The following is a 23,172-nucleotide window of genomic DNA, read 5'->3' on the forward strand; positions in this document are numbered from 1 at the left end:
GTCAGTCCTTGCTCCGCTTCTTGCGGTGGGTGTCGAGGTCCAGGACCGTCGTATCAACGCCCTCGGGCATAAGGCCCAGGCGCCGGGCGACTTCCTGATAGGCTTCGACTTCGCCGCCCAGATCGCGGCGGAAACGATCCTTGTCCAGCTTTTCGCCAGTGGCCATGTCCCAAAGGCGGCAACCGTCGGGGCTGATCTCGTCAGCCAGGATGATGCGGCTATATTCGCCATCCCACAACCGGCCGAACTCCAGCTTGAAATCGATCAGGCGGATACCGATGCCCGCGAACAGGCCGCACATGAAGTCGTTGATGCGGATCGCCATGTCGGCAATGTCGTGCATCTCGTCCTGGCTGGCCCAGCCGAAGCAGGCGATATGCTCTTCGGACACCAGCGGGTCGCCCAGCGCGTCGTCCTTGTAGCAATATTCGATCAGGGTGCGGGGAAGCTGCGTCCCTTCCTCGATGCCGAGCTTCTTGCTGAGCGAGCCGGCGGCAACGTTGCGCACCACGACCTCGATCGGCACGATCTCGACCTGGCGGACGAGCTGCTCGCGCATGTTGAGCCGGCGGATGAAATGGGTGGGAACGCCGATCTGGCCGAGCAGCGTGAAAATATGCTCGGAAATGCGGTTGTTAAGGACGCCCTTGCCTGAAATCGTGCCCTTCTTCTGGGCGTTGAAGGCAGTCGCGTCATCCTTGAAATACTGGATGATCGTACCCGGCTCGGGGCCTTCGTAAAGGATCTTTGCCTTGCCTTCATAGATCTGGCGGCGACGGGCCATATGCGGTTCCTGTCTTCCCTGGAGCGTTTTTGAAGCAGGTGGAATCACCTGCTTCAAAAACGCGGTGAATCAAAAACTGGAGCAGGCCCATAACCGATGAATCGGATCATGGCCTGCTCCGGAAAGAATGTGCCCCGGCAAACGCGAATCGGGAAGGATCAGCGGGTGCCGGGGCTGCTTGGGCTGGCCCTTAGACCAAAAGGGGCGGGGGTGCAAATGGCCCCGTTCAGGCCCGGAAGTTCGTTACAACACGTCACCGAACATGAACCAGATCAGTGCCAGCCACGCCGCGAGGCCGAGAATGCCCAATATGACACCTGATCTGGCGCGAATGGCGGCAAGGGTGCCGCCCGCTTCTTCCTCGTCTTCCATTACACCTACAGTAGCGGCATGTGCGGGAAAGTTAAGCGGGCTGCGCCTCCGGCTTCAGCTCGCCATTGCGCTGTACCGCCATCAACCGTTCTGTGAAGCGCTGCCGCCACCAACTGATGTCCTGTTTCTCGACGATGTCCATCATGGCGCGCCAGCGGCGCTTGCGTTCGTCGAGCGGCATGGCAAGGGCGCGGGTGATCGCGTCCGACATCTCCTCCGGGCTGTAGGGGTTGATCAGCAGCGCGTCCTTGAGCTGCTGCGCGGCGCCGGCGAAGCGCGAAAGGATGAGGACGCCCGGATCGTCGGGATCCTGTGCCGCCACATATTCCTTGGCGACCAGGTTCATGCCGTCGCGCAGCGGCGTGACCAGGCCGATCTTCGCCGCGCGATATATCCCTGCCAGCTTGTCGCGCGGATAGCCCTGGTTCACGTAGCGGATCGGCGTCCAGTCGACGTCGCTATATTCGCCGTTGATGCGGCCCGCCAGCGCGTCGAGCGTGGCGCGGATCTGCTGATAGCTTTCCACCTCCCCGCGGGAGGGCGGCGCGATCTGCGTCAGCACGATGTTGCGATGCTGTTCAGGATGATCCTTCAGGAAGCGGGCATAGCCGTTGAACCGCTCTTCCAGCCCCTTGCTGTAGTCGAGGCGGTCGACGCCCACGATCATGGGACGATCCTGAAGCGAACGGCGGACCTTTTCATACATATCCTTCGCCGCGTCGCTGACGGCGGCGCTGGCATATTCCTGCGCGTTGATGCCGATCGGGCAGGCGATCGCCTGGATCGTGCGGTTTCCCAGCGTCACGAAATCGCCGTCCACCGATCCGCCCATCTCCCGCTCCACATAGTGTCGGAAGGACTCCAGCCATTCCTCCGTGTGGAAGCCGACGACATCATAGGCGAACAGCGTCTGAACCAGCTTGCTGTGATGGGGCAGCGACACCAGCAGCCGCGTCGGCGGCCAGGGAATGTGCAGGAAGAATCCCATGCGATTGTCATGGCCCCGGTCGCGCAGCATCCGGCCGAGCGGGATCATGTGATAATCCTGGACCCAGATGATGTCGTCCGGTTCGATCAGCGGGCTGGTCGTGTCGGCGAAGCGCTGATTGACACGGTTGTAGCCGCCCTCGAAATCGCGGGCATATTCGGCCAGGTCGATGCGGAAGTGGAACAGCGGCCACAGCGTCTTGTTGGCATAGCCATTATAATATTCGTCGACATCCTGCTCTTCCAGGTCGATCGTCGCGGTCTTGACCCCTTCATCCTCGGAAAAGCCGATCTGGCCGGTGAAATTCTCGGTGACCTCTCCGGACCAGCCGACCCATATGCCCCTGCTTTCCCTAAGGGCCTGGGAAAGCGCGACAGCGAGGCCGCCCTGGTTGCCGGTCTTGGTCGGGCGACTGACCCGGTTGGAAATGACTATCAGGCGGCTCATGCCGAGCGCCTCCACAGCAATCGCCTCATCGCATCACGCTCCACGGTTTGCTCAAGAGCACGGCGCAATTGATGATGCCGACCAATGAGTAGGTTTGGGGATAGTTCCCCCACAATTCTCCGGTAACGGGATCGATGTCTTCGGAAAGCAGCCCGGCGGCGGTGCGGCGGGACAGCATCTCCTCGAACAGGGCGCGGGCTTCCTCGCCGCGTCCCGTACGGTGCAGCGCCTCGATCAGCCAGAAGGTGCAGACGTTGAAGGCCGTGACCGGCTCCCCGAAATCGTCCGGCGCGCTATAGCGCAACATGTCATTGCCGCGGCGCAGATCCTTTTCCAGCGCCTTCAGCGTTCCCAGGAACATGGGATTGTCGGCCGTCAGGAAACGCAGGTCGATCAACTGGAGCAGGGAGGCGTCCCTGGCATCGTCCTCGAAATTGGCGGAGATGGCATTGCTGTCGGTCCGCCACGCTGACTGGAGGATGCGTGCCTTCATGACCTCCGCCCGCTCGCGCCAATGAACCTCGCGTTCCGGCAGGTCGAGAGCAGCTGCCGCATGGGCGAGGCGGTCGCATGCCGCCCAGCACATCACCGCGCTATAGCTGTGGACATGGGCGCGGGTGCGCAATTCCCACAGGCCGGCGTCAGGCTGGTCATAGACCTGCCACGCTCGTTCGCCGACCGCCTCCAGCGCCTCGAAGTCCGACAGTCCCGCCATGCGCAGCAGGCGCTGGTCAATGAAACCCTGAACGGAGGACAGGACGATCTGGCCATAGGCGTCATGCTGCACCTGGGAATAGGCGGCATTGCCGACGCGAACCGGCCCCATGCCGCGATAGCCGGGCAGGTTCTGCGCCTCCCGCTCCTCCAGCGTGGCTTTGCCGCGCACGTCGTAGAGGGGCTGGATATGGCCGCCCCGCGCGCCATCGACGATGTTGCGGAGATAGACGAGATAGCTTTCCAGAACGTCCAGCGCGCCCAGCCGGTTCAGCGCCTCCACCGTGTAATAGGCGTCCCTGATCCAGCAATAGCGATAATCCCAGTTGCGGCCGCTGTCGGCATGTTCGGGGATGCTGGTGGTCAGCGCGGCGACGATGGCGCCGGTTTCCTCATGCTGGCAAAGCTTGAGCGTGATGGCGGAGCGGATCACCGCCTCCTGCCATTCGGCCGGAATCGCCAGGCCGCGGACCCAGATTTGCCATTCGTGGATCGTGTCGTCCAGCATCCGCTCCACGGCGGGGCGAAGGGCGTCGGAAAAGCTCTCATCCGGACCCAGGAAGAAATGCATGTCATGTTCCAGCCGGAACCAGCTTTCCTGGGAAATGAGGCCGATGGGCGCATTGGTGGAAACGCGCATTGCCATATAGGACAGTACCAGCCGGATGTGATTGGAGCCATAGCTGATCGGCACCCGTTCCGAATGCCATGAGGTGGTGGGACGCAATCTGACCCGTACGCGCGGGCTGCCTGACACCGGCCGGACGACGCGGGCGAACGCCACCGGGCGGTACATCCGGCCCTGATGCTTGTGGCGCGGGCAGAAATCATAGAGCTCGATCGCATTGCCCTGCCCATCGGTCTGGCGCGTCACCAGCACGGGAGTATTGCGGATATAATGCTGCTCGATCCGGACGCAATTCTCGAGCTCTATGGCCCAGAAGCCTCGCGAATCCGGCTCGTCCCAGGCCCCATCGTCCAGCAGGGCCGAGAATACGGGGTCGCCGTCGACGCGGGGCACGCAGGCCCATATCATGCGCCCGGCGCAGTCGATCAGCGCCGATGCCTGGCAATTGCCGATGGGCCACAGGTCGAGCGAGCGTTCATTCCCGCCCGGAAGTTCGTTTTTCTGCGTTGCTATTGGTCCGTCCCCCTTGTTCGTGCATGACAGGGGTGCCGGACGATCGGATCAGACGGCGCCAGCAACCCCCTGGGCAAGATAATGCCTGACGGCGGCAACCTGTTCCAAAGAGAATGCGGCGAGCGTTGCCCTGGGCACGCCGACGAGAATGCCGGCGCCGCCCAGGTCGCGCGCCACGGCGAAACCCTCTTCGTCGGTCACGTCGTCCCCGATGAACAGCGGTGTGCCGCCTGCCATGGGCGCGCGGCGCATCAGCGCGCGGATGGCGCTGCCCTTGTCGGCGCCGCCGGGGCGCAATTCGTAGAGCATCTTGCCCGGTTGCAGGGCAAGGTCGAGCCGATCCGCCAGGCCGGTGGCGAGGTCGCCGGCCTCCTGACCCCATTGTGGTGCGCCGCGGAAATGAAGGCCGACGCTGATTGTCTTGCGTTCGACAAGGACGCCGGCTTTTCCGGCGGCAAAGGTCTGGAAGGCGGCTTCGGCCTCGTTGATGGCGGGGAGGCGGGCAGGCGCCTCGACCGGGCGGCCGGGTTCCGCCAGCTCAAGTCCGTGCGTGCCGGCCAGCAGGAATTGGTCGAAGCCGAAATCGCGCAGCGTCGCGACGGAACGGCCGCTGACAATGGCAAGCCGGCCATCCAGCCGGTCGCGCAAATGCTCCAGAAGGGTGAGCAGATCGTCATCGACCACCACCCCGTCGGGCGTATCCGCTATGGGAGCCAGGGTTCCATCGAAATCGAGGAACAAGGCGGCGCCGGTCAGCAGCCCGGGCGGCGGAGGGGGAAGATCGGGAACAGGGGAAAGACGGGAATCGGGCACGGGCGCAAGTTGGCGCGTGGCGCGGATAGTGCAAGCCCTGTTGAACGATCCTGGCGATTTTTGGCGGATCTCATTGCCCCTGTTCCGTCCAGGGGGCCGACCAGCTGATGCGATGAAGCGCGCAGAAGGCCTGCATGATGGAGGTGAGGAGGCCTGAAAGGCCGCTGGTGGTTTCAAGGCTGCGGGTGGGCAACCGGGCGTCGTTCGACAAGTGCATGACGTGCCTTTCCATGAATGATCCGGTGAATGGATTGCGTTTCGTGGCAATTCCTATCGCTGATTTCCGTAGCGGCAGCCAACAAAAGGATGGACGCGAATCATAAGTCTGGCTTATCTGAACCGGATGAACCCATTGCCTCCCCTGTCGGCCGTTCGCGTGTTCGAAGCCGCGGCAAGGCTGGAGAATTTCACAGCCGCCGCGCAGGAGTTGGGGATGACGCAGGCGGCCGTCAGTTATCAGGTGAAATTGCTGGAGGAGCGGCTGGGCATCAGCCTGTTCCAGAGGACGGGGCGGAAAGTGACGCTGACCGAGAAGGGGCGCGAGATCGCCATGGTCGTGTCCCGCGCCTTCGACCAGATGCGGGAGGGGTTCGCCGCGCTGACGCAGGATCATTCGACCATCCTGACGATCAGTTGCACCAACAGTTTCGCCCATCTCTGGCTGGCGCAGCGGATCGGGACGTTCCAGATGCGCCAGCCGGGGCTGGCCGTGCGGATCGACGCGACCGACCGGGTGGTGGACTTCGCCCGCGACGGCGTCGACGTGGCGGTGCGGGGCGGGCGGGGCGAATGGCCGGGGCTGGAGGCCAAGCTGCTGACCCATAACCGGCTGGCGCCACTTTGCAGCCCGGCATGGCTGGCGGCCAATGGGCCGATTGCCGATGCGCGGGTGCTGCACGCCATGCCGCGGCTGTCGCCCGGCGATAGCTGGTGGCAGGAATGGTTCGTCGCCATGGGGGTGGACGAGGACGGCAGGGGGCTGCCGCCCGCCATCGCGCTCGATTCCCAGGTAATGGAGGGCCGCGCCGCGATGGCCGGGCATGGCGTCGCCATCGTCAATCCCTTCATGTGGAGGACGGAATTGGAGGCGGGATTGCTGGTGGAGGCGGTGCCATCCTATGTCCGGGAACGGGCGAGCTATTGGGTGGTCTATCCTGCCCACGCCCGCAACACGGCCAAGGTGAAGGCCTTTCGCGACTGGATTTCCGCGGAATTCAGGCGGGAAATCGCCGCGGACCCGGAGGCCCGGTTTCTGCCGCGATGATGGGGGTGGTGTTGCGGAGGGGTGGGACGCGGGCTAGCGGTTTATGGGATGCTGTTTCTGTCGCGGCATGAAATCGCGGCGTCGGAACTGGGCTCCTGCCTTCGCAGGAGCACGGCAGGGCGGTGGGAGCACGGCGGAGTGGCAGGCGCGCGTGGCGGTCGCGGGGCAGGTGGCGACCGGCCTGAGCCATTCCGGTCGGCATCTTCGGGATTAAACCCCGTTTCCGTTTCGTCGCGGCACTGCTATTCCCCCCTGCGATGACCGAATTTCGCGACCCGTTCGACGCTATCAAGGATCACCCGTTCGACGATGCGCTGTCCCAGCGCTATCTCGTCTATGCGCTTTCCACCATCACGGCGCGGTCGTTGCCGGACCTGCGCGACGGGTTGAAGCCGGTGCACCGGCGGCTGCTGTGGGCGATGCGGCTGCTGCGGATGGAGCCGGGCGGCGCGTCGCCCGAGGTGCTGGTCGCCAATCCGGCGCGCAACACCACGTCGTACAAGAAATGCGCCCGCGTGGTTGGTGACGTCATCGGCAAATATCACCCGCATGGCGATGCCTCGGTCTACGACGCCATGGTGCGTCTGGCGCAGGATTTCTCGCTGCGCACGCCGCTGGTGGATGGGCAGGGCAATTTCGGCAATATCGACGGCGATAATGCGGCGGCGATGCGCTATACCGAGGCGCGGCTGACCCAGGCCGCGGCCGACCTGATGGCGGGGCTGGACGAAGGCACCGTCGAATTCCGCCCGACCTATAATGGCGAGGACCAGGAGCCGGAGGTCTTTCCCGGCCTGTTCCCCAATCTGCTGGCCAACGGCGCCACCGGTATCGCTGTCGGCATGGCGACCAGCATCCCGCCGCACAATGTCGCGGAACTGATCGATGCGGCGAGCCTGCTGATCGAAAATCCGGAAGCCGAACATGCCGAACTGATGCAGATCGTGCGCGGTCCGGACTTTCCCACTGGTGGCGTGCTGGTGGACAGTGCTTCCATGATTTCAGAGGCTTATGCGACGGGGCGGGGATCGTTTCGAACCCGTGCGCGCTGGCACAAGGAGGATGGCGGGCGCGGTACCTGGGTCGCGGTGGTCACGCAGATCCCCTTTCAGGTGCAGAAATCCAAGCTGATCGAGCAGATCGCCGTGCTGATCAACGACAAGAAGCTGCCCATATTGGCCGATGTGCGCGACGAGAGCGATACGGAGATCCGCATCGTCATCGAGCCCCGCGCGCGCACCGTCGATCCGGACGTGCTGATGGACAGCCTGTTCCGGCTGACCGATCTGGAAAACCGTTTTCCCTTGAACCTGAATGTGCTCGACGCGACGCGCACGCCCCGCGTTCTGGGCCTGAAGACCGTCCTTGTCGAATGGCTGAGGCACCAGATCGACGTTCTGGTGAAGCGCGCGCAGCACCGGCTGGACAAGATCGCGGCGCGGCTGGAGCTGCTGGACGGCTATATCATCGCCTATCTGAACCTGGACCGGGTGATCGAGATCATCCGGACCGAGGATGAGCCCAAGGAGGTGATGATGGCCGAGTTCGGCCTGAACGACCGGCAGGCCGAGGCGATCCTCAACATGCGGCTGCGCAGCTTGCGCAAGCTGGAGGAGATGGAACTGCGGCGCGAGCATTCCGAATTGCTGAAGGAACGCGACGAGCTGACCAGGCTGGTCGAAAGCCCGGCGCGGCAGCGGACGCGGTTGAAGAAGGACCTGGCCGACCTTCGCAAGCGCTATTCGCCCGAAAGCGATTTCGGCCGCCGGCGCACGCTGGTCGAGGAAGCGGCGCCGGCGCGGGAAATCCCGCTGGAGGCGATGATCGAGCGCGAGCCGATCACCGTGATCCTGTCCGAACGCGGCTGGATCAGGGCGATGAGCGGGCATCGCGACCTGGCCTCGGCCGACACGCTGAAATTCAAGGAAGGCGATGGTCCGATGATCGCCTTCCACGCGCAGACCACCGACAAGCTGCTGCTGGCGACGGAGACCGGGCGCATCTTCACGCTGGGCGCGGACAAGCTGCCGGGCGGGCGCGGCTTTGGCGACCCGGTGCGATCGCTGGTCGACATGGACGGCACCGGCAATATCGTGGCGCTTCTGCCTGCCCGCGTCGGCGGCGAATTGCTGCTTGCATCCTCGGACGGGCGCGGCTTCGTGGCGACGGTCGCCGATGTGATCGCGGAGACGCGCAAGGGCAAGCAGGTGGTCAATGTACGCACCGGCGCGAAGCTGAGTGTCGTGCATCCCATCGCGCCGGAGGCGGACAGCGTCGCCGTGGTGGGTGAAAACCGGAAGCTGCTGGTCTTCTCGCTGATCGAAATGCCGCGCATGGCGCGGGGGCAGGGCGTGCAGATGCAGCGCTATCGTGACGGCGGCCTGTCCGATGCGATCGCGTTCCGCCTGTCGGATGGCCTGAGCTGGGCCATGGGGGGAGAATCCGGGCGGGTTCGCACGGAAGCGGACATGACGCCATGGCGCGTTGCAAGGGGCGCGGCGGGGCGGATGCCGCCAACCGGCTTTCCACGCGATAACCGTTTCTGAGAAAGCGATTTTTTGTTGCCATCGCGTCGGAATCGGGAATGTTGTTTCCCGAAAATTTACCCTTTGGGCCTATCGCCAGCCCTATGGAATCCATGTCGATGCGCGATCGGCCAATCTCAATGCCGGGCGGACAGCTCCTTGCGGGGCAGGACGGAGCGCATCTTTCGCATGGGTTGGCGATCACCGAATGGCTGGCGGCGCTGCCTTATCCCGCAGCGGTACTTTCCTTTGCAAACAATCATTTATCAACCGTAGTTGCCAATGCGCCATTCCACCACCGTTTCAGGGTGAGTGGTTCAGGCGAGCCGGAAAAACCGCACGCTGCCGAATGGCGCGACCGGATCGTGCAGAGCGTCCGGTCGGGCCGTGATTCGGAAAGTTTCGAATTGCGCCGCGACGGATCGCTGGGGCCGGAATATTTCTGCTGCTCGGTCGGACGCCTGCCCAAGCGGGACGGCGAGTCCGACCTTTTCCTGTTCACGGCGCTTGATCGCACCAGCGACCGCACGATGGAGAAGAATCTCCGGCGGGAATTGCTGTCCGACGGTCTGACGGCATTGCCCAACCGGACGGGGTTCGGCGAGGAGATCGAGGACCGGTTGGCCAATACGAGCTGGCCCGACAATGCGCAGTTCGGCATCCTTGCCATCGACCTGAGCCGGTTCAGTCGGGTCAATGAGTCGCTGGGGCCAATGGCCGGCGACGAATTGCTGATCACCGTGGCCAAGCGGTTGAAGTCCAGCCTGCGGCAGGGGGATGTGCTGGCCCGCATCGGCGGCAATGACTTTGCTATTTTTGCGCGCTTGAACAATGGCTTGTCGGATGCTCTTCATATTGTTCAGCGCATTCGTGATGGGCTGAGCTATCCGATCAGGTTGAGCGATTTGCAGATCCGGGTCGATTGCGCGATCGGATGCGCCCTGTCGACCAGCCTGACCGAAGACCCGGAGGATGTGGTGCGCAAGGCGCAGGCCGCGGTGAAGATCGCCAAGCGCAGCGGCAAGGTGGAAATCTATCGCAACGGCGTGCTGAAGGAAGCGCAGCGGCGCTTTTCCGTCGAGAGCCGGTTGCGCGACGCGCTGGCGCAGGGAGAACTGACCCTGGCATTCCAGCCGCTGATCCATCTGCAGACTGGTGAAATCACGGGCTTCGAGGCCCTGACTCGATGGCAGGATGAAGAGTTGGGCCATGTGTCGCCCGCCGAGTTCATTGCCGTGGCGGAAGAGAGTGGCCAGATCACCTCGCTGGGTCGCTGGGCTGCCTATGAGGCGGCGCAGGCGCTCAGCCGGTGGGACGCGAAATTCGGACAGTCGCTGCCCGTCGGCATCAATGTGAACCTGTCCCCCATCCAGATGGCGCGGGACGATGTCGCCTCCATGTTCGAGGAAGCGCTGCGTTATTCGGGAATTTCGGGCAATCGCCTGACCGCGGAGCTGACCGAAAGCGCGATCGTGGCGGACCCGGAAAAGGCGCGTAAGCTGCTGTTCGCGCTCAAGGACCTGCAAATGCCGATCGCCATGGACGATTTCGGCACCGGCTATTCCAACCTGGCGAGCCTGCACAGCCTGCCGATCGACATATTGAAGATCGACCGCAGTTTCGTGACCTCCATGCTGGAGGACCGGGACAAGGTGGTCATGGTCCGCACCATCCTGTCGCTGGCCGAATCGCTGGGACTGCGTGTCACGGCCGAAGGGATCGAGACGCAGCAGCTTGCCCATGCGCTGCAGAATATGGGCTGCTGGCAGGGGCAGGGATATTATTTCGCGCGGCCGATGCCGGAGAGCGACGCCTATGACTATTGGCGGGCGCGCTGGAATTTCGAAACGGTCTGATCCGCGATTTCGGCGAGGCGGGCTTCGTCGGGAAAACCCTCCGCAACCCAGATATCCTGGACCTCGGCCAGGGCTTTTGCCACATCCGGGCCGGGCTGAAGGCCGCGGGCAATGAGGGCGCCGCCGCCCAGAGGCAGGCGTGGCGGCGTCCAGTCAGCGAGTGTCTTCAGGCCGTCGAGCGGAGCCGAAGGATCGAGCAGGATGCGGTCGATCGCGCCCTCCAAGCCGACTCGGAAGGCGAGGGCGCGAGGGGGCATGGGGGCCGTGGCACCCTCCAGCGCGGTGGCCAGGCGCTTGCGGGCCTTGTTGGACAATTTGAGGCGCGCGCCCACCTGCTCGGCGGTGCGCGGATCATGGGCGAGCAGGGCGGCAAGACGGCGCAGGGCTGACGGACTGGTGCCGGAGGCGGCTTCCCGCTGCATCAGTGTGGACAGGCGGGCCAGCCCGTCCTGGTCGATCTCCGGAAGGACGGGCAGCAATATGCCGCCGTCGACCATGAGTTGGAACGAGGCCAGCGGGGCGGGCAGGGCGAGCAGCTTGAGCAGTTCGTCCGCGATGCGTTCGCGCGACAGGGCCATCAGGCTGTTGGCGGCTTCGCGGCAGGCGGCATAAGCCTCCACATCCGGCTCGTCATGGCCGAAGCGGGCCAGGAAGCGGAAATAGCGCAGGATGCGGAGATGATCCTCCGCGATGCGGGCGTTTGCATCGCCGATGAAGCGGACGCGATGCGCGCGCAGATCGGCGACGCCGCCGAAGAAATCGGTGATGGCGTGGGTGAGCGGGTCGGCATAGAGCGCGTTGATGGTGAAATCCCGCCGGGCGGCGTCTTCGCGCCAGTCATGGGTATAGGCGATGGTGGCGCGGCGGCCGTCCGTGCTGACGTCGCGGCGCAGGGTCGTGATCTCCACCGGCCAGCCATGGATGACGGCCGTGATCGTGCCATGGTCGATGCCGGTGGGCACGGCCTTTATTCCGGCGGCCCTGAGGCGGTCGATGACCGACTGCGGTTCCGATATGGTGGCGATGTCGAGATCGTTGACCGGCAGGCCCAGAAGGCCGTCGCGGACGGCGCCCCCGACGAAGCGGACGAGGCCCTGTTCCGCGCCAAGCGCGTCGAGCAGCGCGTCCAGGCCGGGGCGGTGGCGCCAGTCGGCGTCAGGCAGCAGGCTGGTCATGGCCTAGCCTGCGCGACAGATTGGCGAGGATGGCGGCGGTGATGCCCCAGATGCGTCGTCCTTCCCAGAATATTTCGTAATAATGCCGCTCAATGCCCTGAAACTCCATGGACTTTCTGATCCGGTTGGCGGGATTGAGGGCATAGGAGAGGGGTAGTTCGAACAGTTCCGCGACCTCGGCCTCCTGGGGGAGGAGGGGAAGGTCGGGCGGGATCACGCCCAGCACGGGGACGATGTCGAAGCCGGTGAAGGTGTGATAGCGGTCCGACGTGCCGATGATGTCGACCAGGTCGGGCAGGAGACCGATTTCCTCCTGCGCTTCCCGCAGCGCGCCAGCGATTTCGTCGGGGTCGTGGTCGTCGACCCGGCCGCCCGGAAAGGCGACTTGCCCGGCGTGCTTGCGCAGCCTGGCGGACCGCTGGGTCAGGATCAGGCCGGGTTCGGGACGATCGGTGATCGCGACCAGCACGGCCGCAGGAGACAGCATGATGTCGCCGTCGATCCGGGGATCACGGGTGTCGGACGGCATCAGGCCGATCTCCCGCTCATGCCCCTCCTTCAGGGCGATCCGCAGCCGTTCCGCCAGCGTCATGCCGACCCGTCCAGCGCGAAGAAGGCGCCGTTGCTCCAGAGGCCGACTGGTTCGGCGCCTTCGTCCAGCGCCAGGTTCACCAGTTCATAATAGACGCTGCGGGCGACCAGCGCCTCCAGCCCGCCGCGGACGTGGAGATAGGGATGCGGTCCGTCAGGCGTTTCGCGCAGGACAAGGGCGTTGTCCGGCCCGGCGGCGACCAGATCGCCCGTGTTGAGCCGAAAGGCGAGGCTGCGTGCCCGGCCTTCGCCTTCGCTCTTGAGCTCCACGGCGAGGAAGGGGGCGTCCTCCACCTCGATCGAGAGCTTTTCGACCGGCGTGACCAGGACGTAGCCGCCATCGGGTTCGCGGCGCAGGATGGTCGAGAAGAGGCGGACCATGGCTTCCCGCCCGATGGGCGAACCCTGGTGGAACCAGGTGCCGTCGCGGGCGATGCGCATGTCGCTGTCGCCGCAATGGTCCGGATTCCATTTCTCGACCGGCGGCAGACGCTTTTCCGCCAGCAGGCGGGCGACGTCGGTCAGCGACAGGCTGGAAAGATCAGGGGACGGCTCCATCGGCATGGGGCCGAGATAGGGGCGCTTGAGGGCGAAGGCAAAAGGGAAATTTCAGGCGCGGGCAATGGCGCGCGGACCCAGCATGCCCGTGCCCCCTATGGGCCGGCCGTCGACCGACAGCGCCAGCAGGCGGCGCGGCTCGAACGGGCCGGGGCAGTTCCAGCCGCCGGTCCCTTCCGCCGAAAAGCCCCAGAAGCGGCCATAATATTCCGGATCGCCGATCATCATCAGCGGGGCGCTGTTCTGCGCGCGGGCGGCCGCGACGACGGCGTCCATCATCGCGCGGCCGTGCCCGGTGCCCTGCACCGCCGGATCGACGGCGACCGGGCCGACCATGATGAGCGGCGTCCGGCCGCCGTCGGCATGGACGAGCGCGACGGGCCAGCTTTGCAGCGAACCGATGAGCCGGCCGTCCTCATCCCTCATGCCGAAGGAGAGTTCGGGAAGCCATGGCATGCCGTCGCGAATCATATAGGCGGTGCGCCCGTGCCGGTCAGGGCCGAAGGCCGCATCCAGCAACCGCTCAACCGCGTCATGCGACATCATCTTGAGGGGCACTATCACAGACACGTCTTGCCGATCCGTCCTCAATGGCGCATGGACGCGCCGAGAGCGGCGGGCTTTAGCGCGTGGCTGGCAAAATAAAAGTCTAAACTGGGGCCCGCCCGCGGCAGGGAGGGCCCGAATGTGGCGAGCTATGAACAGCGTATTTGACGATTTTCTGACGTTGGAGGTGAATAATCTGGACGTGGATGTCCTGACCGGCATCTATTCGGAGGAGACGCACCTGCCGCAACCGCTGCGCATATCGATCAGGGCGCGGTTGAAGATCGCGGATCATTATGATCCCGACACGCCGCTGTCGCGGTCCAAAAATTACATGGACCTGAAACATGCCGCGACCACCGCTCTGCCGGAGGGGCAGCATTTCACGCTGATCGAGGCGGTGGCCGACCATATCATCGAGACGATCTTCCTGCAGGATGACAAGGTGACCCATGTCGAGGTGAAGATCGTCAAGCTGGCCCTGAGCGAGAAGGGCGAGGAGATCGGGATCACCATGGCGCGCGGGCGCAGATAGCCTGTTCCATCGGGTTTTCCCGGCCCAGGTTTTCCTGAATCGCCGCCCTTACCCCTTGATCAGGCCGATTTCGCGCAACCGTTCCGACAGATAGTCGTGCGCGGTGATCGGCGGGTCGCGGCGGGGGTGGTCCGCATCCACGCATTGGGGCAGCGCGTCGATCAGGAAATCCGGTCGCAGGTGCAGGAAGAAGGGCATGGAATAGCGCGAATGGCCGCGCCGTTCCGGCGGCGGGTTGACGACGCGGTGGCTGGTCGAAGGGAGATAATGGTTGGTCAGCCGCTGGAGCATGTCGCCCACATTGATGACAAGGGCGCCGGGCGGCGGGACCACGGGCAGCCAGTTGCCGTCGCGATCCCTGAGTTCTAGCCCGCCTTCCTCCGCGCCCAGGAGCAGGGTGATGAGGTTGATATCCTCATGCGCGCCGGCGCGGATGCCCGGCGCTTCCGCAGAGACGGGCGGATAATGGAGCAGGCGCAGGATTGAATTGCCGTTTTCGACCGGCTTTTCAAACCACTGCTCCTCCAGCCCCAGAAACAGGGCGATGGCGGACAGCAGTTCCCCGCCGACGCGGTCGAATTCGGCATAGAGAGGCGCGAATGTCGCGTGGAATTCCGGCAGTTCGTCCGGCCAGACATTGGGCGGCATGCTTTGCGCCAGCGGATCGCCCGCGGGCAGGTCGCGTCCGACATGCCAGAATTCCTTGAGATCATTCTCGCTCGCGCCCCTGGCGATTTCCACGCCAAAGGCCGTGTAGCCGCGCTGACCCCCATTATTGGCGGCATCGTAGCGGCGCTTCACCCCCTCCGGCAGGGCGAAAAACCGGCGGACCAGTGCCCAGCCCCTGTCTATCAGCGCCTGGTCCATGCCATGATCCTTCACCATGGCGAAGCCGAAGCGCTGGAAGGAACCGCCGAAAGCCGCGGCGAAGTCGGCCTTGTCCATATTGCCCATGGACAGGACGGGCACTTGTCCGGGCACCGTTTGCGACACGTTATTCTCCGAAACTCAACTGGATAGAGCCGACGCGCCGTCCGGCGCCATGCTGGCCATGCGAGCATCCTTGATCGTCCTTGGCGGCTGATGCAAGGAGAAGCCATGAACTATTGGCTGATGAAATCGGAACCCGATGTCTTTTCCTATGACGATCTGGTCAAGAAGGGGAAGGCCGAGTGGGACGGCGTGCGCAATCATGCCGCGCAGGGCCATATGAGGGCGATGCGCAAGGGCGACCTTTCCATCTTCTACCACAGCAATATCGGGGTCGAGGCGGTCGGCATCATGGAGATCGTCGAGGCGGCGGCGCCAGACAGCACGGACGAAACGGGCAAGTGGATGGCGGTGCATGTCGGGCCGAAGGAAAAGCTCGCCAAGCCGGTCACGTTGAAGACGATGAAGGCCGATCCGGCGCTGGCCAATATGGCGATGATCCGCCAGTCGCGGCTTTCCGTGTCCCCGCTTACAGAGGCGGAGTTCAGGCATATCGTCGCCCTGTCAAAGAGTTGAAAGGCCAAAGGGTTGAAAGGCGATTGCGGGAAACGCAATCGTTCCGCCCTTGTTTGCGATTGTGCTCCTTTGGCGGCGCTCCATAAATCGACGTCAACAGAAAAGAATATTCCAGAGGTGTTTGATCGGCATTCACAAGGAGTTTACCCATGCGAATGCTGTCCAAGTTTGTTCTTTCCGCCCTGTTCGCCGCCGGCGCCGCCAACGCCCCGGCCCATGCCGAAGACGCTGCCAAGCAGAAGTTCACGCATGAGGGCTATACCTATGTATATGCCGTCAAGGACACCAAGACCGGCAGGGTGATTTCGGGCCGTCGTTACCCCGATGCCGTTGCCTTCAACCTTGCGGTGAAGAATGGCCGCGTGTCGGGCATGTCCGGCGGTCAGGCCGTGACGTTCAAGGTCGAAGACGCGCGCGGCGCCTCGGCCGAATAAGCCCCAGGCATTTCGGATTAAAAAGGGGGGCGGTTTCCGATCGGAAGCCGCCCCCCTTTTTGCGCATATCTCAGCGGCAGCGACGCTTGCTGTCGATTTCCTTGCCCAGCAGCGCGCCGCCCGCGGCGCCCAGGATCGTGCCGGTGGCGCGATCGCCGCGGGTGTCGATCGCGCGGCCGACCAGCGCGCCGCCCACGCCGCCGACGATGAGGCCGGTCGTGCCATTGGACTTGCGGCAGTACATGCGGCCGTCGCGACCGCGCCATTCGCGATATTCATAATGACGGCGGGCATTGGCGCCCTCAGTCGGGATCGCCATGGAAGCGGGAATGGCCAGCGAGACGGCGGCCAGTGCCATAAGGGCTTTACGCATTTTTTCTCCTCCAAAAAGGCGTGTTTTGATCGTTCAACCCACGCATATTGATGGAGGTTGCATGAACCTGCGACAACGGCGCATCATGTTGTTTCTGAAGCGATAAATTTTGAGACGAGGCGATGGGCGGTTCCGATGAAGCGGGGACGGCGTTGATCCGCTGGTTGATCTGGGCCGCGTGTAGAGGGCTGGACGTCGCCAGGGCGCGGCCTGGTTCGGCGATCAGAATTTTCGGTGGGTAGCGCCGGCGCCGCGAGGCTGATCGCATGGCCGCCGAGCCTTCTGGAAAATTTATCCACATTTATCCACAGCTTTAGCGTGACACGGTCTTCAGGGTGCAAGATTCCGCTTTGAGCGACTCGCTTTTGGTGAGACGATCTCCCTATCGGAAAGACCGGGAGACAGAGAAATCTGGATGCCAAAGTCGGTGAGAAATCAGCGACTTGAAGGAATTTTCGAGCGTCGGGAAAGAAGCATGGACCGGAAGGAAAATGCGGAAATCCGATGAGCCTCAATAGACGATGCTGTGCACGCGCGAAAGTGAACGTCGGGCATCGAATAAAGAGGACAGGCTGCGGGAAAACGGCCGACCGGCCGGGCAAACGGAGCCGACACGATAGCAAAGCCCTTGCGGCGGACCTATCGCGCGCCGAGTCCGATGATCGCATCTTGAAAGAGAAGCGGATCGAGAGACACGACGGAAGTGGGGACCGGCAGAAATGCCGGCCCCCATTTTGCTTTTCGGGCTATTTTTCTGGCGCGGCGGGCGATCCGGGGCATCGCGTGAAGCGGCGGCAGGATCGGTTGAAAGCTGGAGTGCGTTGGGGTGGCGACCGTTGCGTCGCGGGCGCGAGGGGAATATGGTGCCGGATGAGGGGATCGAACCCCCGACCTTCGGTTTACAAAACCGCTGCACTACCGCTGTGCTAATCCGGCATATCCGTTTCGGACGGGGAGCGCCTTACTATCAGATGATGCCGAACGTCCAGCCCTCTGTTGCGGCGATTTTTTCGTCGAGAGGCGGCGGGTTCCACAGGCCGGGGCGCGGGGCCATGCGTCGCAGCCAGGCGGCGGTCAGGATCGCGTCGGCGCCATGGTCGTCAGGCGGGAGGCCCCTGTGCGGTTGCGATCCGACGGCGAGGAGCGCGTCGTTCAGCGCGGGGAGGTCGCGCATCTTGGCCTTTCCCTTGGGGCGTCCGGCGGCGCGGGCGGCGATGCTGGTGTAGATCTCCACGATCAGGGAGCCCTTTGGCGGCGGCGGGTCGAACGGCCAGACCGGGACATGGGGATGGACGTGGTGGAGCAGGCGCATCCCCGAAAAACTCGCCTTGGCGACCTGCGCCGCGCCGATGGCGTCATAGACGGTGGAGGGCTTGCCGCCGCCCTGGGCATTATAGTGCGCCTCGCAGGCGCGGTTGTGCATATAGTCCGCCTTGATGCCGTCGACCTTGCCAAAATAGAAATGCCGCCGGTGGGTGTGTTCGAGCAGGCTGGCGGCGCCCAGATCCTCATCCGCACAAATGCTGTCGACATAGGCCCAGAAGGCCGGAGCGGTGGTGGGCACGATGTCGCCGGGCAGGTAGCTCTGGCGCGCGACATAGGGCGGGGCGAAGCTGAAATCGAAGCCGAACAGGGTCGGGGCCTCCCGCGCGGTTCGGACAAGCCAGTCCGCGACGGCGCGGCGCGACCAGACGCCGCCGCCGTCGGGATGCTGGAGCCGGGGTGCCGCATCGCCGGCTTCGCACAGGGCGACGGCAATTCCCTTGTGGCGCGATCCCTTTGCGCCGGACCAGTCGATGACAGCGTAGCGGGTGAAACGGGGCGTCATTTCTGGCGGCGTTCGGTCCTCAAGCGGTCCCAATAGGCCATGCGTTCGGCAATGCGCGCCTCGAAGCCGCGTTCGGTGGGGGCGTAGAAGGTCTGGGGCTGCATCTCTTCGGGCCAGTAATCGTCACCGGAAAAGCCGTCGGCCGCGTCATGATCATAGTGATAGCCCTTGCCGTAGCCCACGTCTTTCATGAGCTTGGTCGGGGCGTTCAGGATATTCTGCGGCGGCATGAGCGAGCCGGTGTCGCGGGCGGACCTCCAGGCGGATTTCATGGCGCTGTAGGCGGCGTTGGATTTGGGCGCGGTGGCGCAATAGAGGCAGGCCTGGACGATGGCGAGTTCGCCTTCGGGCGAGCCGAGGAAGTCGTAGCTGTCCTTGGCGGCGAGGCACTGGACGAGCGCCTGCGGGTCGGCAAGGCCGATATCCTCCACGGCGAAGCGGACGAGGCGGCGCAGGACATAAAGCGGCTCCTCACCCGCGGTCAGCATGCGCGCCAGATAATAGAGCGCGGCCTGCGGATCGGAACCGCGCAGGGATTTGTGAAGGGCGGAGATGAGGTTGTAATGGCCCTCCCGATCCTTGTCATAGACCGCGACGCGGCGGTGGAGCAGGGCCGAAAGGCCCGCCGGATCGAGCGGCTGCGGAATGTCGATGGAATAGAGGGTCTCGACCTGATTGAGCAGGAAGCGTCCATCGCCGTCGGCGCTGGCGAGCAGGGCGTCCCTGGCGGCGGTGTCGAGCGGCAGGGCGCGTTCCATCACCGTTTCGGCGCGTTCCAGCAACTGTTCCAGCGCGGGTGCATCCAGGCGGCGCAGGATCAGCACCTGTGCGCGGGAGAGCAGCGCGGCGTTGAGTTCGAAGCTGGGATTTTCGGTGGTCGCGCCGACCAGGGTCACCGTGCCGTCCTCCACAAAGGGGAGGAAGCTGTCCTGCTGCGCCCGGTTGAAGCGGTGGATCTCATCCACGAAGAGCAGGGTTTTCTCGCCCCGCCGGGCATGTTCCTTCGCGGCGGCAAAGACCTTCTTGAGGTCGGCAACGCCGGAGAAGACGGCGGAGATCGGTTCGAAACGCATGCCGACGGCATCCGCCAGCAGGCGTGAGATGGTGGTCTTGCCCGTGCCCGGCGGGCCCCAGAGGATGATCGAGGAGAGGCGGCCGGCGGCGACCATGCGGCCGATCGCGCCCTCCGGCCCGGTCAGATGATCCTGGCCGACGACCTCCGCCAGGGTGCGGGGCCGCAGCTTGTCGGCCAGCGGCGCGTCGGCTGGAACAGGGGGGAGATCGTGGGGAGCGAAAAGATCGGCCATTGCCCCGGATATAGTCAGGCTTTTGATTTCAGGGAACAGGGCTCGACCGGACCAGCGCGCCATGTTCGCGCTGGCGGATGATGCGCAGATAGGTGTCGACCAGCGCCTGGTTCACCTGATCCCAGCCATAATGTTCCGCCTGCGCCATGGCGGCGGCACCGGCGGCGGCGCGGGCAGCGGAATCGGTGCAATAGACGGTCAGCGCGTTGGCGAAGGCGGTGATGGCGCCCGGCCGGATCAGCCGGCCTGTGATCCCGTCCGCGACCAGGCTCTCGCTGCCGGTGGCGCGGGCGGCGACGGTGGGCAGGCCGCAGGCCATCGCCTCCAGCGTGACGTTGCCGAAGGTTTCCGTGACGCTGGGGTTGAACAGCATGTCCATGCCGGCGACGGCGCGGCCCAGGTCGGGGCCCTTCTGGAATCCGGTGAAGACGGCGTTCGGCAGGCGGTTCGCGAACCATTCCCGCGCCGGCCCTTCGCCGATTATCAGCACCTTGTGCCGCACATTCTTCGCCGCCAGATGATCGATCGTGTCGGAAAAGACATCGAGGCCCTTTTCCATCACCAGGCGGCCGATGAAGCCGATCACCGGTTCATCGTCGGCGATGCCGAGCGACTGGCGCCAGGCCATGTCGCGGCGGCCGGGATGGAAGATTTCGCGGTCGATGCCGCGCGTCCAGATGCCGACATCATAGCTCATCCGCTGTTCGCGCAGGAGCTGCGCCATCGACTCGGACGGCGCGACGATGGCGTCGCAGCGGCGGTAGAAACGGCGAAGCAGCGATTCGATCACCGGCTCCAGAAAGGCGAGGCCATAATAGCGCGGATAGGTTTCAAAGCGCGTGTGGACGGAGGCGACCGCCGGCAGTCCGTGGCGGCGCGCCCAGGCGACGGCGCGATGGCCGAGCGGATCGGGGCTGGAGACGTGGACCAGGTTCGGACGAAAGGCCTTGAGGTCGCGGCGCACCGCGCCCGACATGCGGTAGGGAACCTGGTATTCGCGGCGGCCCGGAACCGGAAAGGACGGAGTGCTGACCAGATCGCCCGCCGGTTCGAAGGCCGGCGTATCGGTGGTGGGTGAATAGACGCGCACATTCGCTCCCTGCCGCAGCAGATAGCCGACGAAGCGATTGAGCGCCTGGTTCGCGCCATCGCGCACATAGTTGTAATTGCCGCTGAAGAGTGCGACGCGAAGCCCCGTGACATCCATCCGCCGCCCTTAACCCAGGCAAGCGCAAAACCCAAGGGAACCAGCGCGGCATTCGGGATTTTTGCTTAGTGACCCGAATCTGAAGTTCGTCACACTGCTGGGTGGGCGTTGAACGAACTTCAGATTTATCAGGGTCACTAGCAACTATATGATTCTACTGTGGTCTTTGGATTTGAAATACGCTTCCCACCTGGCCGCCATAATGAGGCGTATTTCAAATCCACCACAGTAGCGGCAGCGATGACGGCCGGCCGTCGTGGTTGTTCCCCGAAGGAGAGATGCTTGATGACCGAAAGCTTTCGAAAAGGAGCGAGGGTCAAGTGGAATTGGGGGCAGGGCGTCGGCCGTGGGAGAATAGCGGAGCGGTTCGAGCGGCAGGTGGAGTGCCGGATAGAAGGCGCGGTCATCAGGCGTAACGGGTCCAGCCGCAATCCCGCCTATCTGGTGACCACCGACAGCGGTTCCGAAGTGCTGAAGCTGGGTTCGGAGCTTTCCCCCGGCTGAATCCTTTTTCCATCAGGCGGCCTTTTCCTCGCGGTTGCTTCCGTGGCATGGGGAGGCATGACCGCTTCCTCCATGACTGTCGACGCGCTGCTGACGGGGATACCCGTTCCCTTCCGCGATAGCGATTACAGCGCGATCGCGAAGCAGCCGGTGTCGGGCGCGGTGCGGATCGGCTGGCTGGGCCTGGCGGGCGACAGCGTGGCCGACCCCGTGCATCATGGCGGGTGGGACAAGGCGATCCACCTTTATCCGCAGGACCATTATGGCTGGTGGCGCGAGCGCAAGCCCGGCCATCCTTTGCTGGAGAAGCCGGGCGCCTTTGGCGAGAATATCGCCTCCCACGGGATGACGGAGGAGGAGGTCTGCCTGGGTGACCGCTTTTCGCTGGGCAGCGCAGTGGTCGAGGTGAGCCATGGGCGGCAGCCCTGCTGGAAGCTCGACCATCGTTTCGGCGCGCGCGACGTCATGGCGACGATCGTGAAGACCGCCCGCTGCGGCATCTATTTCCGCGTGCTGCGGGAGGGAGAGGCGGAGGCCGGCGCGATGATGGAATTGCTGGAGCGGCCCCTGCCCCAATGGTCGATCGCACGAGTGTTCCGGCTGCTGATCGGGGGCGGGCACAAGGGTGAGCCGGACGCCGTGCGGGCGCTGGCGGACATGCCGGTGCTGGCCGAGGCATGGCGGGAACGGGCGCGGAAGCTGGCTTGATATGGGGGAGGCGGGATCGGGCGATTCACGACCTGCCTTCCGATCAAACGCAGGGTACCCCATGTCTGCCGTGCTCCTGCCTTCGCAGGAGCACGGTGGGGGCAATACAGCTTAGCGAAACACCACCGTCTTGCCGCCATTCTGCAGGACGCGGCGATCCGCCAGCCATGTCACGGCGCGGGCGAGCACCTGCGCTTCGATGTCGCGTCCGATGCGGATCATGTCCTCCGCCGTCGCGCGATGGTCCACGCGTTCCACCGCCTGTTCGATGATCGGCCCTTCGTCGAGGTCGGCGGTGACGAAATGGGCAGTGGCGCCGATCAGCTTCACGCCCCGCTCATGCGCGCGGTGATAGGGGCGCGCGCCCTTGAAACCGGGGAGGAAGCTGTGGTGGATGTTGACGCAGCGCCCGGCGAGATTTTCGACCAGTTCGCCCGAGAGCACCTGCATATAGCGGGCGAGGATCAGATATTCCGAGCGCGTCCGTTCGAACAGGTTGAACAGCGCCTCCTCCTGCGCGGCCTTGTCGCCATTGGGGGGCAGCTCATGATAGGGGATGCCGTGCCATTCGGTGATCCGGCGCATGTCGGGATGGTTGGACACCACGCCCATGATGTCGACCGCCAGCGTTCCCGTCTGCCATCGGTGCAGCAGGTCCGCCAGGCAGTGCGACCCCTTGGACACGGCGATCAGCATGCGCGGCTTTTCATCGGCGCTGGTCAGCCGCCAGTCCATCGCGAAACGGGTGCCGATATCGCCGAATTCGCCGCGCAGCCGGTCGGTGTCGCCCATGCGCTGGTCCGTCGCCTCGAACGCGACGCGCATGAAGAAGCGGCCTGCCTCCCGGTCGGCATATTGCTGGCTGTCGGTGATGAAGCCGCCACGTTCCGCCAGGAACTGGCTGACGGCCGCGACGATGCCGACCCGGTCGGCGCAGGCCAGGGTCAGCACCCAGGATGGGACAACCGGATCAGTCAACGTGCATCTCCCCGCAAA

The 23,172-nt window shown here is 64.3% G+C and carries 24 protein-coding genes and 1 tRNA gene; 8 read left to right on the forward strand and 17 right to left on the reverse strand.

What is annotated here, in order from left to right:
• Window position 1: 1 nt before the first annotated feature.
• From purC to MRBLSP13_RS08965, 6 genes are all read right to left on the reverse strand, one after another.
• Complete coding sequence (purC, locus tag MRBLSP13_RS08940; protein WP_133651858.1) at window positions 2-784, reverse strand: phosphoribosylaminoimidazolesuccinocarboxamide synthase; 783 nt, start codon at window positions 782-784, stop codon at window positions 2-4.
• Window positions 785-1,027: 243 nt separating this feature from the next.
• The gene (locus tag MRBLSP13_RS08945; protein ID WP_363735079.1) at window positions 1,028-1,156 is read right to left on the reverse strand and encodes a hypothetical protein; all 129 of its coding nucleotides are present in this window, start codon (window positions 1,154-1,156) and stop codon (window positions 1,028-1,030) included.
• A gap of 31 nt (window positions 1,157-1,187) precedes the next feature.
• Window positions 1,188-2,591, reverse strand: coding sequence for an alpha,alpha-trehalose-phosphate synthase (UDP-forming) (gene otsA / locus MRBLSP13_RS08950; RefSeq protein WP_363735078.1), 1,404 nt, complete (start codon window positions 2,589-2,591; stop codon window positions 1,188-1,190).
• 25 nt (window positions 2,592-2,616) lie between these two features.
• A complete protein-coding gene (locus tag MRBLSP13_RS08955; RefSeq protein ID WP_363735396.1) occupies window positions 2,617-4,395 on the reverse strand; it encodes a glycoside hydrolase family 15 protein in 1,779 nt (592 codons plus the stop codon).
• Between the two features lie 99 nt (window positions 4,396-4,494).
• Window positions 4,495-5,259 (reverse strand): trehalose-phosphatase, encoded by a 765-nt coding sequence (gene otsB / locus MRBLSP13_RS08960; RefSeq protein ID WP_363735077.1) that lies wholly within the window; start codon window positions 5,257-5,259, stop codon window positions 4,495-4,497.
• 70 nt (window positions 5,260-5,329) lie between these two features.
• Window positions 5,330-5,491, reverse strand: a complete 162-nt coding sequence (locus MRBLSP13_RS08965; RefSeq protein WP_363735076.1) for a hypothetical protein — start codon at window positions 5,489-5,491, stop codon at window positions 5,330-5,332.
• 111 nt (window positions 5,492-5,602) lie between these two features.
• Here MRBLSP13_RS08965 and MRBLSP13_RS08970 point away from each other — a divergent pair, with 111 nt between their 5' ends.
• The 3 genes from MRBLSP13_RS08970 to MRBLSP13_RS08980 all read left to right on the forward strand — a co-directional run bounded on the left by MRBLSP13_RS08970 (window position 5,603) and on the right by MRBLSP13_RS08980 (window position 10,904).
• Complete coding sequence (locus MRBLSP13_RS08970; protein ID WP_363735074.1) at window positions 5,603-6,523, forward strand: LysR substrate-binding domain-containing protein; 921 nt, start codon at window positions 5,603-5,605, stop codon at window positions 6,521-6,523.
• Between the two features lie 257 nt (window positions 6,524-6,780).
• On the forward strand, window positions 6,781-9,069 hold the full coding sequence (gene parC / locus MRBLSP13_RS08975) for a DNA topoisomerase IV subunit A (RefSeq protein ID WP_363754031.1): 2,289 nt from the start codon (window positions 6,781-6,783) through the stop codon (window positions 9,067-9,069).
• A gap of 92 nt (window positions 9,070-9,161) precedes the next feature.
• The gene (locus tag MRBLSP13_RS08980; protein WP_414714611.1) at window positions 9,162-10,904 is read left to right on the forward strand and encodes a putative bifunctional diguanylate cyclase/phosphodiesterase; all 1,743 of its coding nucleotides are present in this window, start codon (window positions 9,162-9,164) and stop codon (window positions 10,902-10,904) included.
• Here the strand turns inward: MRBLSP13_RS08980 and MRBLSP13_RS08985 are convergent.
• From MRBLSP13_RS08985 to MRBLSP13_RS09000, 4 genes are read right to left on the reverse strand one after another with little or no spacing between them, the layout of a single operon-like run.
• Window positions 10,868-12,079 carry a CCA tRNA nucleotidyltransferase gene (locus tag MRBLSP13_RS08985; RefSeq protein ID WP_363735069.1) on the reverse strand — a complete coding sequence of 404 codons (1,212 nt, stop codon included), beginning with the start codon at window positions 12,077-12,079 and terminating at the stop codon, window positions 10,868-10,870. The genes MRBLSP13_RS08980 and MRBLSP13_RS08985 overlap by 37 nt on opposite strands.
• Window positions 12,060-12,671: a CoA pyrophosphatase gene (locus tag MRBLSP13_RS08990; protein WP_363735067.1), complete on the reverse strand. Its 612-nt coding sequence runs from the start codon at window positions 12,669-12,671 to the stop codon at window positions 12,060-12,062. The genes MRBLSP13_RS08985 and MRBLSP13_RS08990 overlap by 20 nt, the downstream gene beginning before the upstream one ends.
• A complete protein-coding gene (locus MRBLSP13_RS08995; protein WP_363754033.1) occupies window positions 12,668-13,234 on the reverse strand; it encodes a DUF1285 domain-containing protein in 567 nt (188 codons plus the stop codon). The genes MRBLSP13_RS08990 and MRBLSP13_RS08995 overlap by 4 nt, the downstream gene beginning before the upstream one ends.
• 45 nt (window positions 13,235-13,279) lie before the next feature.
• Window positions 13,280-13,774 (reverse strand): GNAT family N-acetyltransferase, encoded by a 495-nt coding sequence (locus MRBLSP13_RS09000; RefSeq protein WP_208108029.1) that lies wholly within the window; start codon window positions 13,772-13,774, stop codon window positions 13,280-13,282.
• 151 nt (window positions 13,775-13,925) lie between these two features.
• On the opposite strand from MRBLSP13_RS09000, the gene MRBLSP13_RS09005 reads away from it, so the two are divergent.
• Window positions 13,926-14,309 carry a dihydroneopterin aldolase gene (locus tag MRBLSP13_RS09005; protein WP_363735064.1) on the forward strand — a complete coding sequence of 128 codons (384 nt, stop codon included), beginning with the start codon at window positions 13,926-13,928 and terminating at the stop codon, window positions 14,307-14,309.
• Window positions 14,310-14,357: 48 nt separating this feature from the next.
• Here the strand turns inward: MRBLSP13_RS09005 and MRBLSP13_RS09010 are convergent, their stop codons facing one another.
• Complete coding sequence (locus tag MRBLSP13_RS09010) at window positions 14,358-15,302, reverse strand: isopenicillin N synthase family dioxygenase (RefSeq protein WP_363754036.1); 945 nt, start codon at window positions 15,300-15,302, stop codon at window positions 14,358-14,360.
• A gap of 105 nt (window positions 15,303-15,407) precedes the next feature.
• Between MRBLSP13_RS09010 and MRBLSP13_RS09015 the strand changes: the two genes are divergently transcribed.
• Together MRBLSP13_RS09015 and MRBLSP13_RS09020 are read left to right on the forward strand one after the other, a co-directional pair.
• The gene (locus MRBLSP13_RS09015; RefSeq protein ID WP_363754039.1) at window positions 15,408-15,815 is read left to right on the forward strand and encodes an EVE domain-containing protein; all 408 of its coding nucleotides are present in this window, start codon (window positions 15,408-15,410) and stop codon (window positions 15,813-15,815) included.
• A gap of 149 nt (window positions 15,816-15,964) precedes the next feature.
• Window positions 15,965-16,249 carry a hypothetical protein gene (locus MRBLSP13_RS09020; protein ID WP_414714701.1) on the forward strand — a complete coding sequence of 95 codons (285 nt, stop codon included), beginning with the start codon at window positions 15,965-15,967 and terminating at the stop codon, window positions 16,247-16,249.
• A gap of 70 nt (window positions 16,250-16,319) precedes the next feature.
• Here the strand turns inward: MRBLSP13_RS09020 and MRBLSP13_RS09025 are convergent, their stop codons facing one another.
• The 5 genes from MRBLSP13_RS09025 to MRBLSP13_RS09045 form a co-directional block, all read right to left on the reverse strand.
• Window positions 16,320-16,622 (reverse strand): glycine zipper 2TM domain-containing protein, encoded by a 303-nt coding sequence (locus MRBLSP13_RS09025; RefSeq protein WP_363735060.1) that lies wholly within the window; start codon window positions 16,620-16,622, stop codon window positions 16,320-16,322.
• An 861-nt stretch (window positions 16,623-17,483) separates the two neighbouring features.
• A tRNA-Thr gene (locus MRBLSP13_RS09030) sits at window positions 17,484-17,558 on the reverse strand.
• A 31-nt stretch (window positions 17,559-17,589) separates the two neighbouring features.
• Window positions 17,590-18,450, reverse strand: a complete 861-nt coding sequence (locus MRBLSP13_RS09035) for a hypothetical protein (RefSeq protein WP_363754041.1) — start codon at window positions 18,448-18,450, stop codon at window positions 17,590-17,592.
• Window positions 18,447-19,757 carry a replication-associated recombination protein A gene (locus MRBLSP13_RS09040; RefSeq protein WP_363735057.1) on the reverse strand — a complete coding sequence of 437 codons (1,311 nt, stop codon included), beginning with the start codon at window positions 19,755-19,757 and terminating at the stop codon, window positions 18,447-18,449. The genes MRBLSP13_RS09035 and MRBLSP13_RS09040 overlap by 4 nt, the downstream gene beginning before the upstream one ends.
• Before the next feature lie 28 nt (window positions 19,758-19,785).
• Window positions 19,786-20,964, reverse strand: coding sequence for a glycosyltransferase family 4 protein (locus MRBLSP13_RS09045; RefSeq protein ID WP_363735056.1), 1,179 nt, complete (start codon window positions 20,962-20,964; stop codon window positions 19,786-19,788).
• A gap of 285 nt (window positions 20,965-21,249) precedes the next feature.
• Here MRBLSP13_RS09045 and MRBLSP13_RS09050 point away from each other — a divergent pair, with 285 nt between their 5' ends.
• Both MRBLSP13_RS09050 and MRBLSP13_RS09055 read left to right on the forward strand, forming a co-directional pair.
• Window positions 21,250-21,468 (forward strand): DUF2945 domain-containing protein, encoded by a 219-nt coding sequence (locus MRBLSP13_RS09050; protein ID WP_133651874.1) that lies wholly within the window; start codon window positions 21,250-21,252, stop codon window positions 21,466-21,468.
• 57 nt (window positions 21,469-21,525) lie between these two features.
• Window positions 21,526-22,176: an MOSC domain-containing protein gene (locus tag MRBLSP13_RS09055; RefSeq protein ID WP_363754044.1), complete on the forward strand. Its 651-nt coding sequence runs from the start codon at window positions 21,526-21,528 to the stop codon at window positions 22,174-22,176.
• Between the two features lie 111 nt (window positions 22,177-22,287).
• On the opposite strand, the gene purU is transcribed toward MRBLSP13_RS09055, so the two are convergent.
• The gene (gene purU, locus MRBLSP13_RS09060) at window positions 22,288-23,127 is read right to left on the reverse strand and encodes a formyltetrahydrofolate deformylase (protein WP_414714705.1); all 840 of its coding nucleotides are present in this window, start codon (window positions 23,125-23,127) and stop codon (window positions 22,288-22,290) included.
• Between the last annotated feature and the right edge of the window lie 45 nt (window positions 23,128-23,172).

It is taken from the genome of Sphingobium sp. LSP13-1-1.1, from assembly GCF_040676415.1.
Classification (GTDB): domain Bacteria; phylum Pseudomonadota; class Alphaproteobacteria; order Sphingomonadales; family Sphingomonadaceae; genus Sphingobium.

Coding starts and splice junctions, on each gene's coding strand:
- purC (WP_133651858.1), bottom strand. CDS start 784: ATGGCCCGTCGCCGCCAGATCTATGAAGGCAAGGCAAAGATCCTTTAC.
- MRBLSP13_RS08945 (WP_363735079.1), bottom strand. CDS start 1,156: ATGGAAGACGAGGAAGAAGCGGGCGGCACCCTTGCCGCCATTCGCGCC.
- otsA (WP_363735078.1), bottom strand. CDS start 2,591: ATGAGCCGCCTGATAGTCATTTCCAACCGGGTCAGTCGCCCGACCAAG.
- MRBLSP13_RS08965 (WP_363735076.1), bottom strand. CDS start 5,491: ATGGAAAGGCACGTCATGCACTTGTCGAACGACGCCCGGTTGCCCACC.
- MRBLSP13_RS08970 (WP_363735074.1), top strand. CDS start 5,603: ATGAACCCATTGCCTCCCCTGTCGGCCGTTCGCGTGTTCGAAGCCGCG.
- parC (WP_363754031.1), top strand. CDS start 6,781: ATGACCGAATTTCGCGACCCGTTCGACGCTATCAAGGATCACCCGTTC.
- MRBLSP13_RS08980 (WP_414714611.1), top strand. CDS start 9,162: ATGTCGATGCGCGATCGGCCAATCTCAATGCCGGGCGGACAGCTCCTT.
- MRBLSP13_RS08985 (WP_363735069.1), bottom strand. CDS start 12,079: ATGACCAGCCTGCTGCCTGACGCCGACTGGCGCCACCGCCCCGGCCTG.
- MRBLSP13_RS08990 (WP_363735067.1), bottom strand. CDS start 12,671: ATGACGCTGGCGGAACGGCTGCGGATCGCCCTGAAGGAGGGGCATGAG.
- MRBLSP13_RS08995 (WP_363754033.1), bottom strand. CDS start 13,234: ATGCCGATGGAGCCGTCCCCTGATCTTTCCAGCCTGTCGCTGACCGAC.
- MRBLSP13_RS09000 (WP_208108029.1), bottom strand. CDS start 13,774: ATGATGTCGCATGACGCGGTTGAGCGGTTGCTGGATGCGGCCTTCGGC.
- MRBLSP13_RS09005 (WP_363735064.1), top strand. CDS start 13,926: ATGAACAGCGTATTTGACGATTTTCTGACGTTGGAGGTGAATAATCTG.
- MRBLSP13_RS09015 (WP_363754039.1), top strand. CDS start 15,408: ATGAACTATTGGCTGATGAAATCGGAACCCGATGTCTTTTCCTATGAC.
- MRBLSP13_RS09020 (WP_414714701.1), top strand. CDS start 15,965: ATGCGAATGCTGTCCAAGTTTGTTCTTTCCGCCCTGTTCGCCGCCGGC.
- MRBLSP13_RS09025 (WP_363735060.1), bottom strand. CDS start 16,622: ATGCGTAAAGCCCTTATGGCACTGGCCGCCGTCTCGCTGGCCATTCCC.
- MRBLSP13_RS09035 (WP_363754041.1), bottom strand. CDS start 18,450: ATGACGCCCCGTTTCACCCGCTACGCTGTCATCGACTGGTCCGGCGCA.
- MRBLSP13_RS09040 (WP_363735057.1), bottom strand. CDS start 19,757: ATGGCCGATCTTTTCGCTCCCCACGATCTCCCCCCTGTTCCAGCCGAC.
- MRBLSP13_RS09045 (WP_363735056.1), bottom strand. CDS start 20,964: ATGGATGTCACGGGGCTTCGCGTCGCACTCTTCAGCGGCAATTACAAC.
- MRBLSP13_RS09050 (WP_133651874.1), top strand. CDS start 21,250: ATGACCGAAAGCTTTCGAAAAGGAGCGAGGGTCAAGTGGAATTGGGGG.
- MRBLSP13_RS09055 (WP_363754044.1), top strand. CDS start 21,526: ATGACCGCTTCCTCCATGACTGTCGACGCGCTGCTGACGGGGATACCC.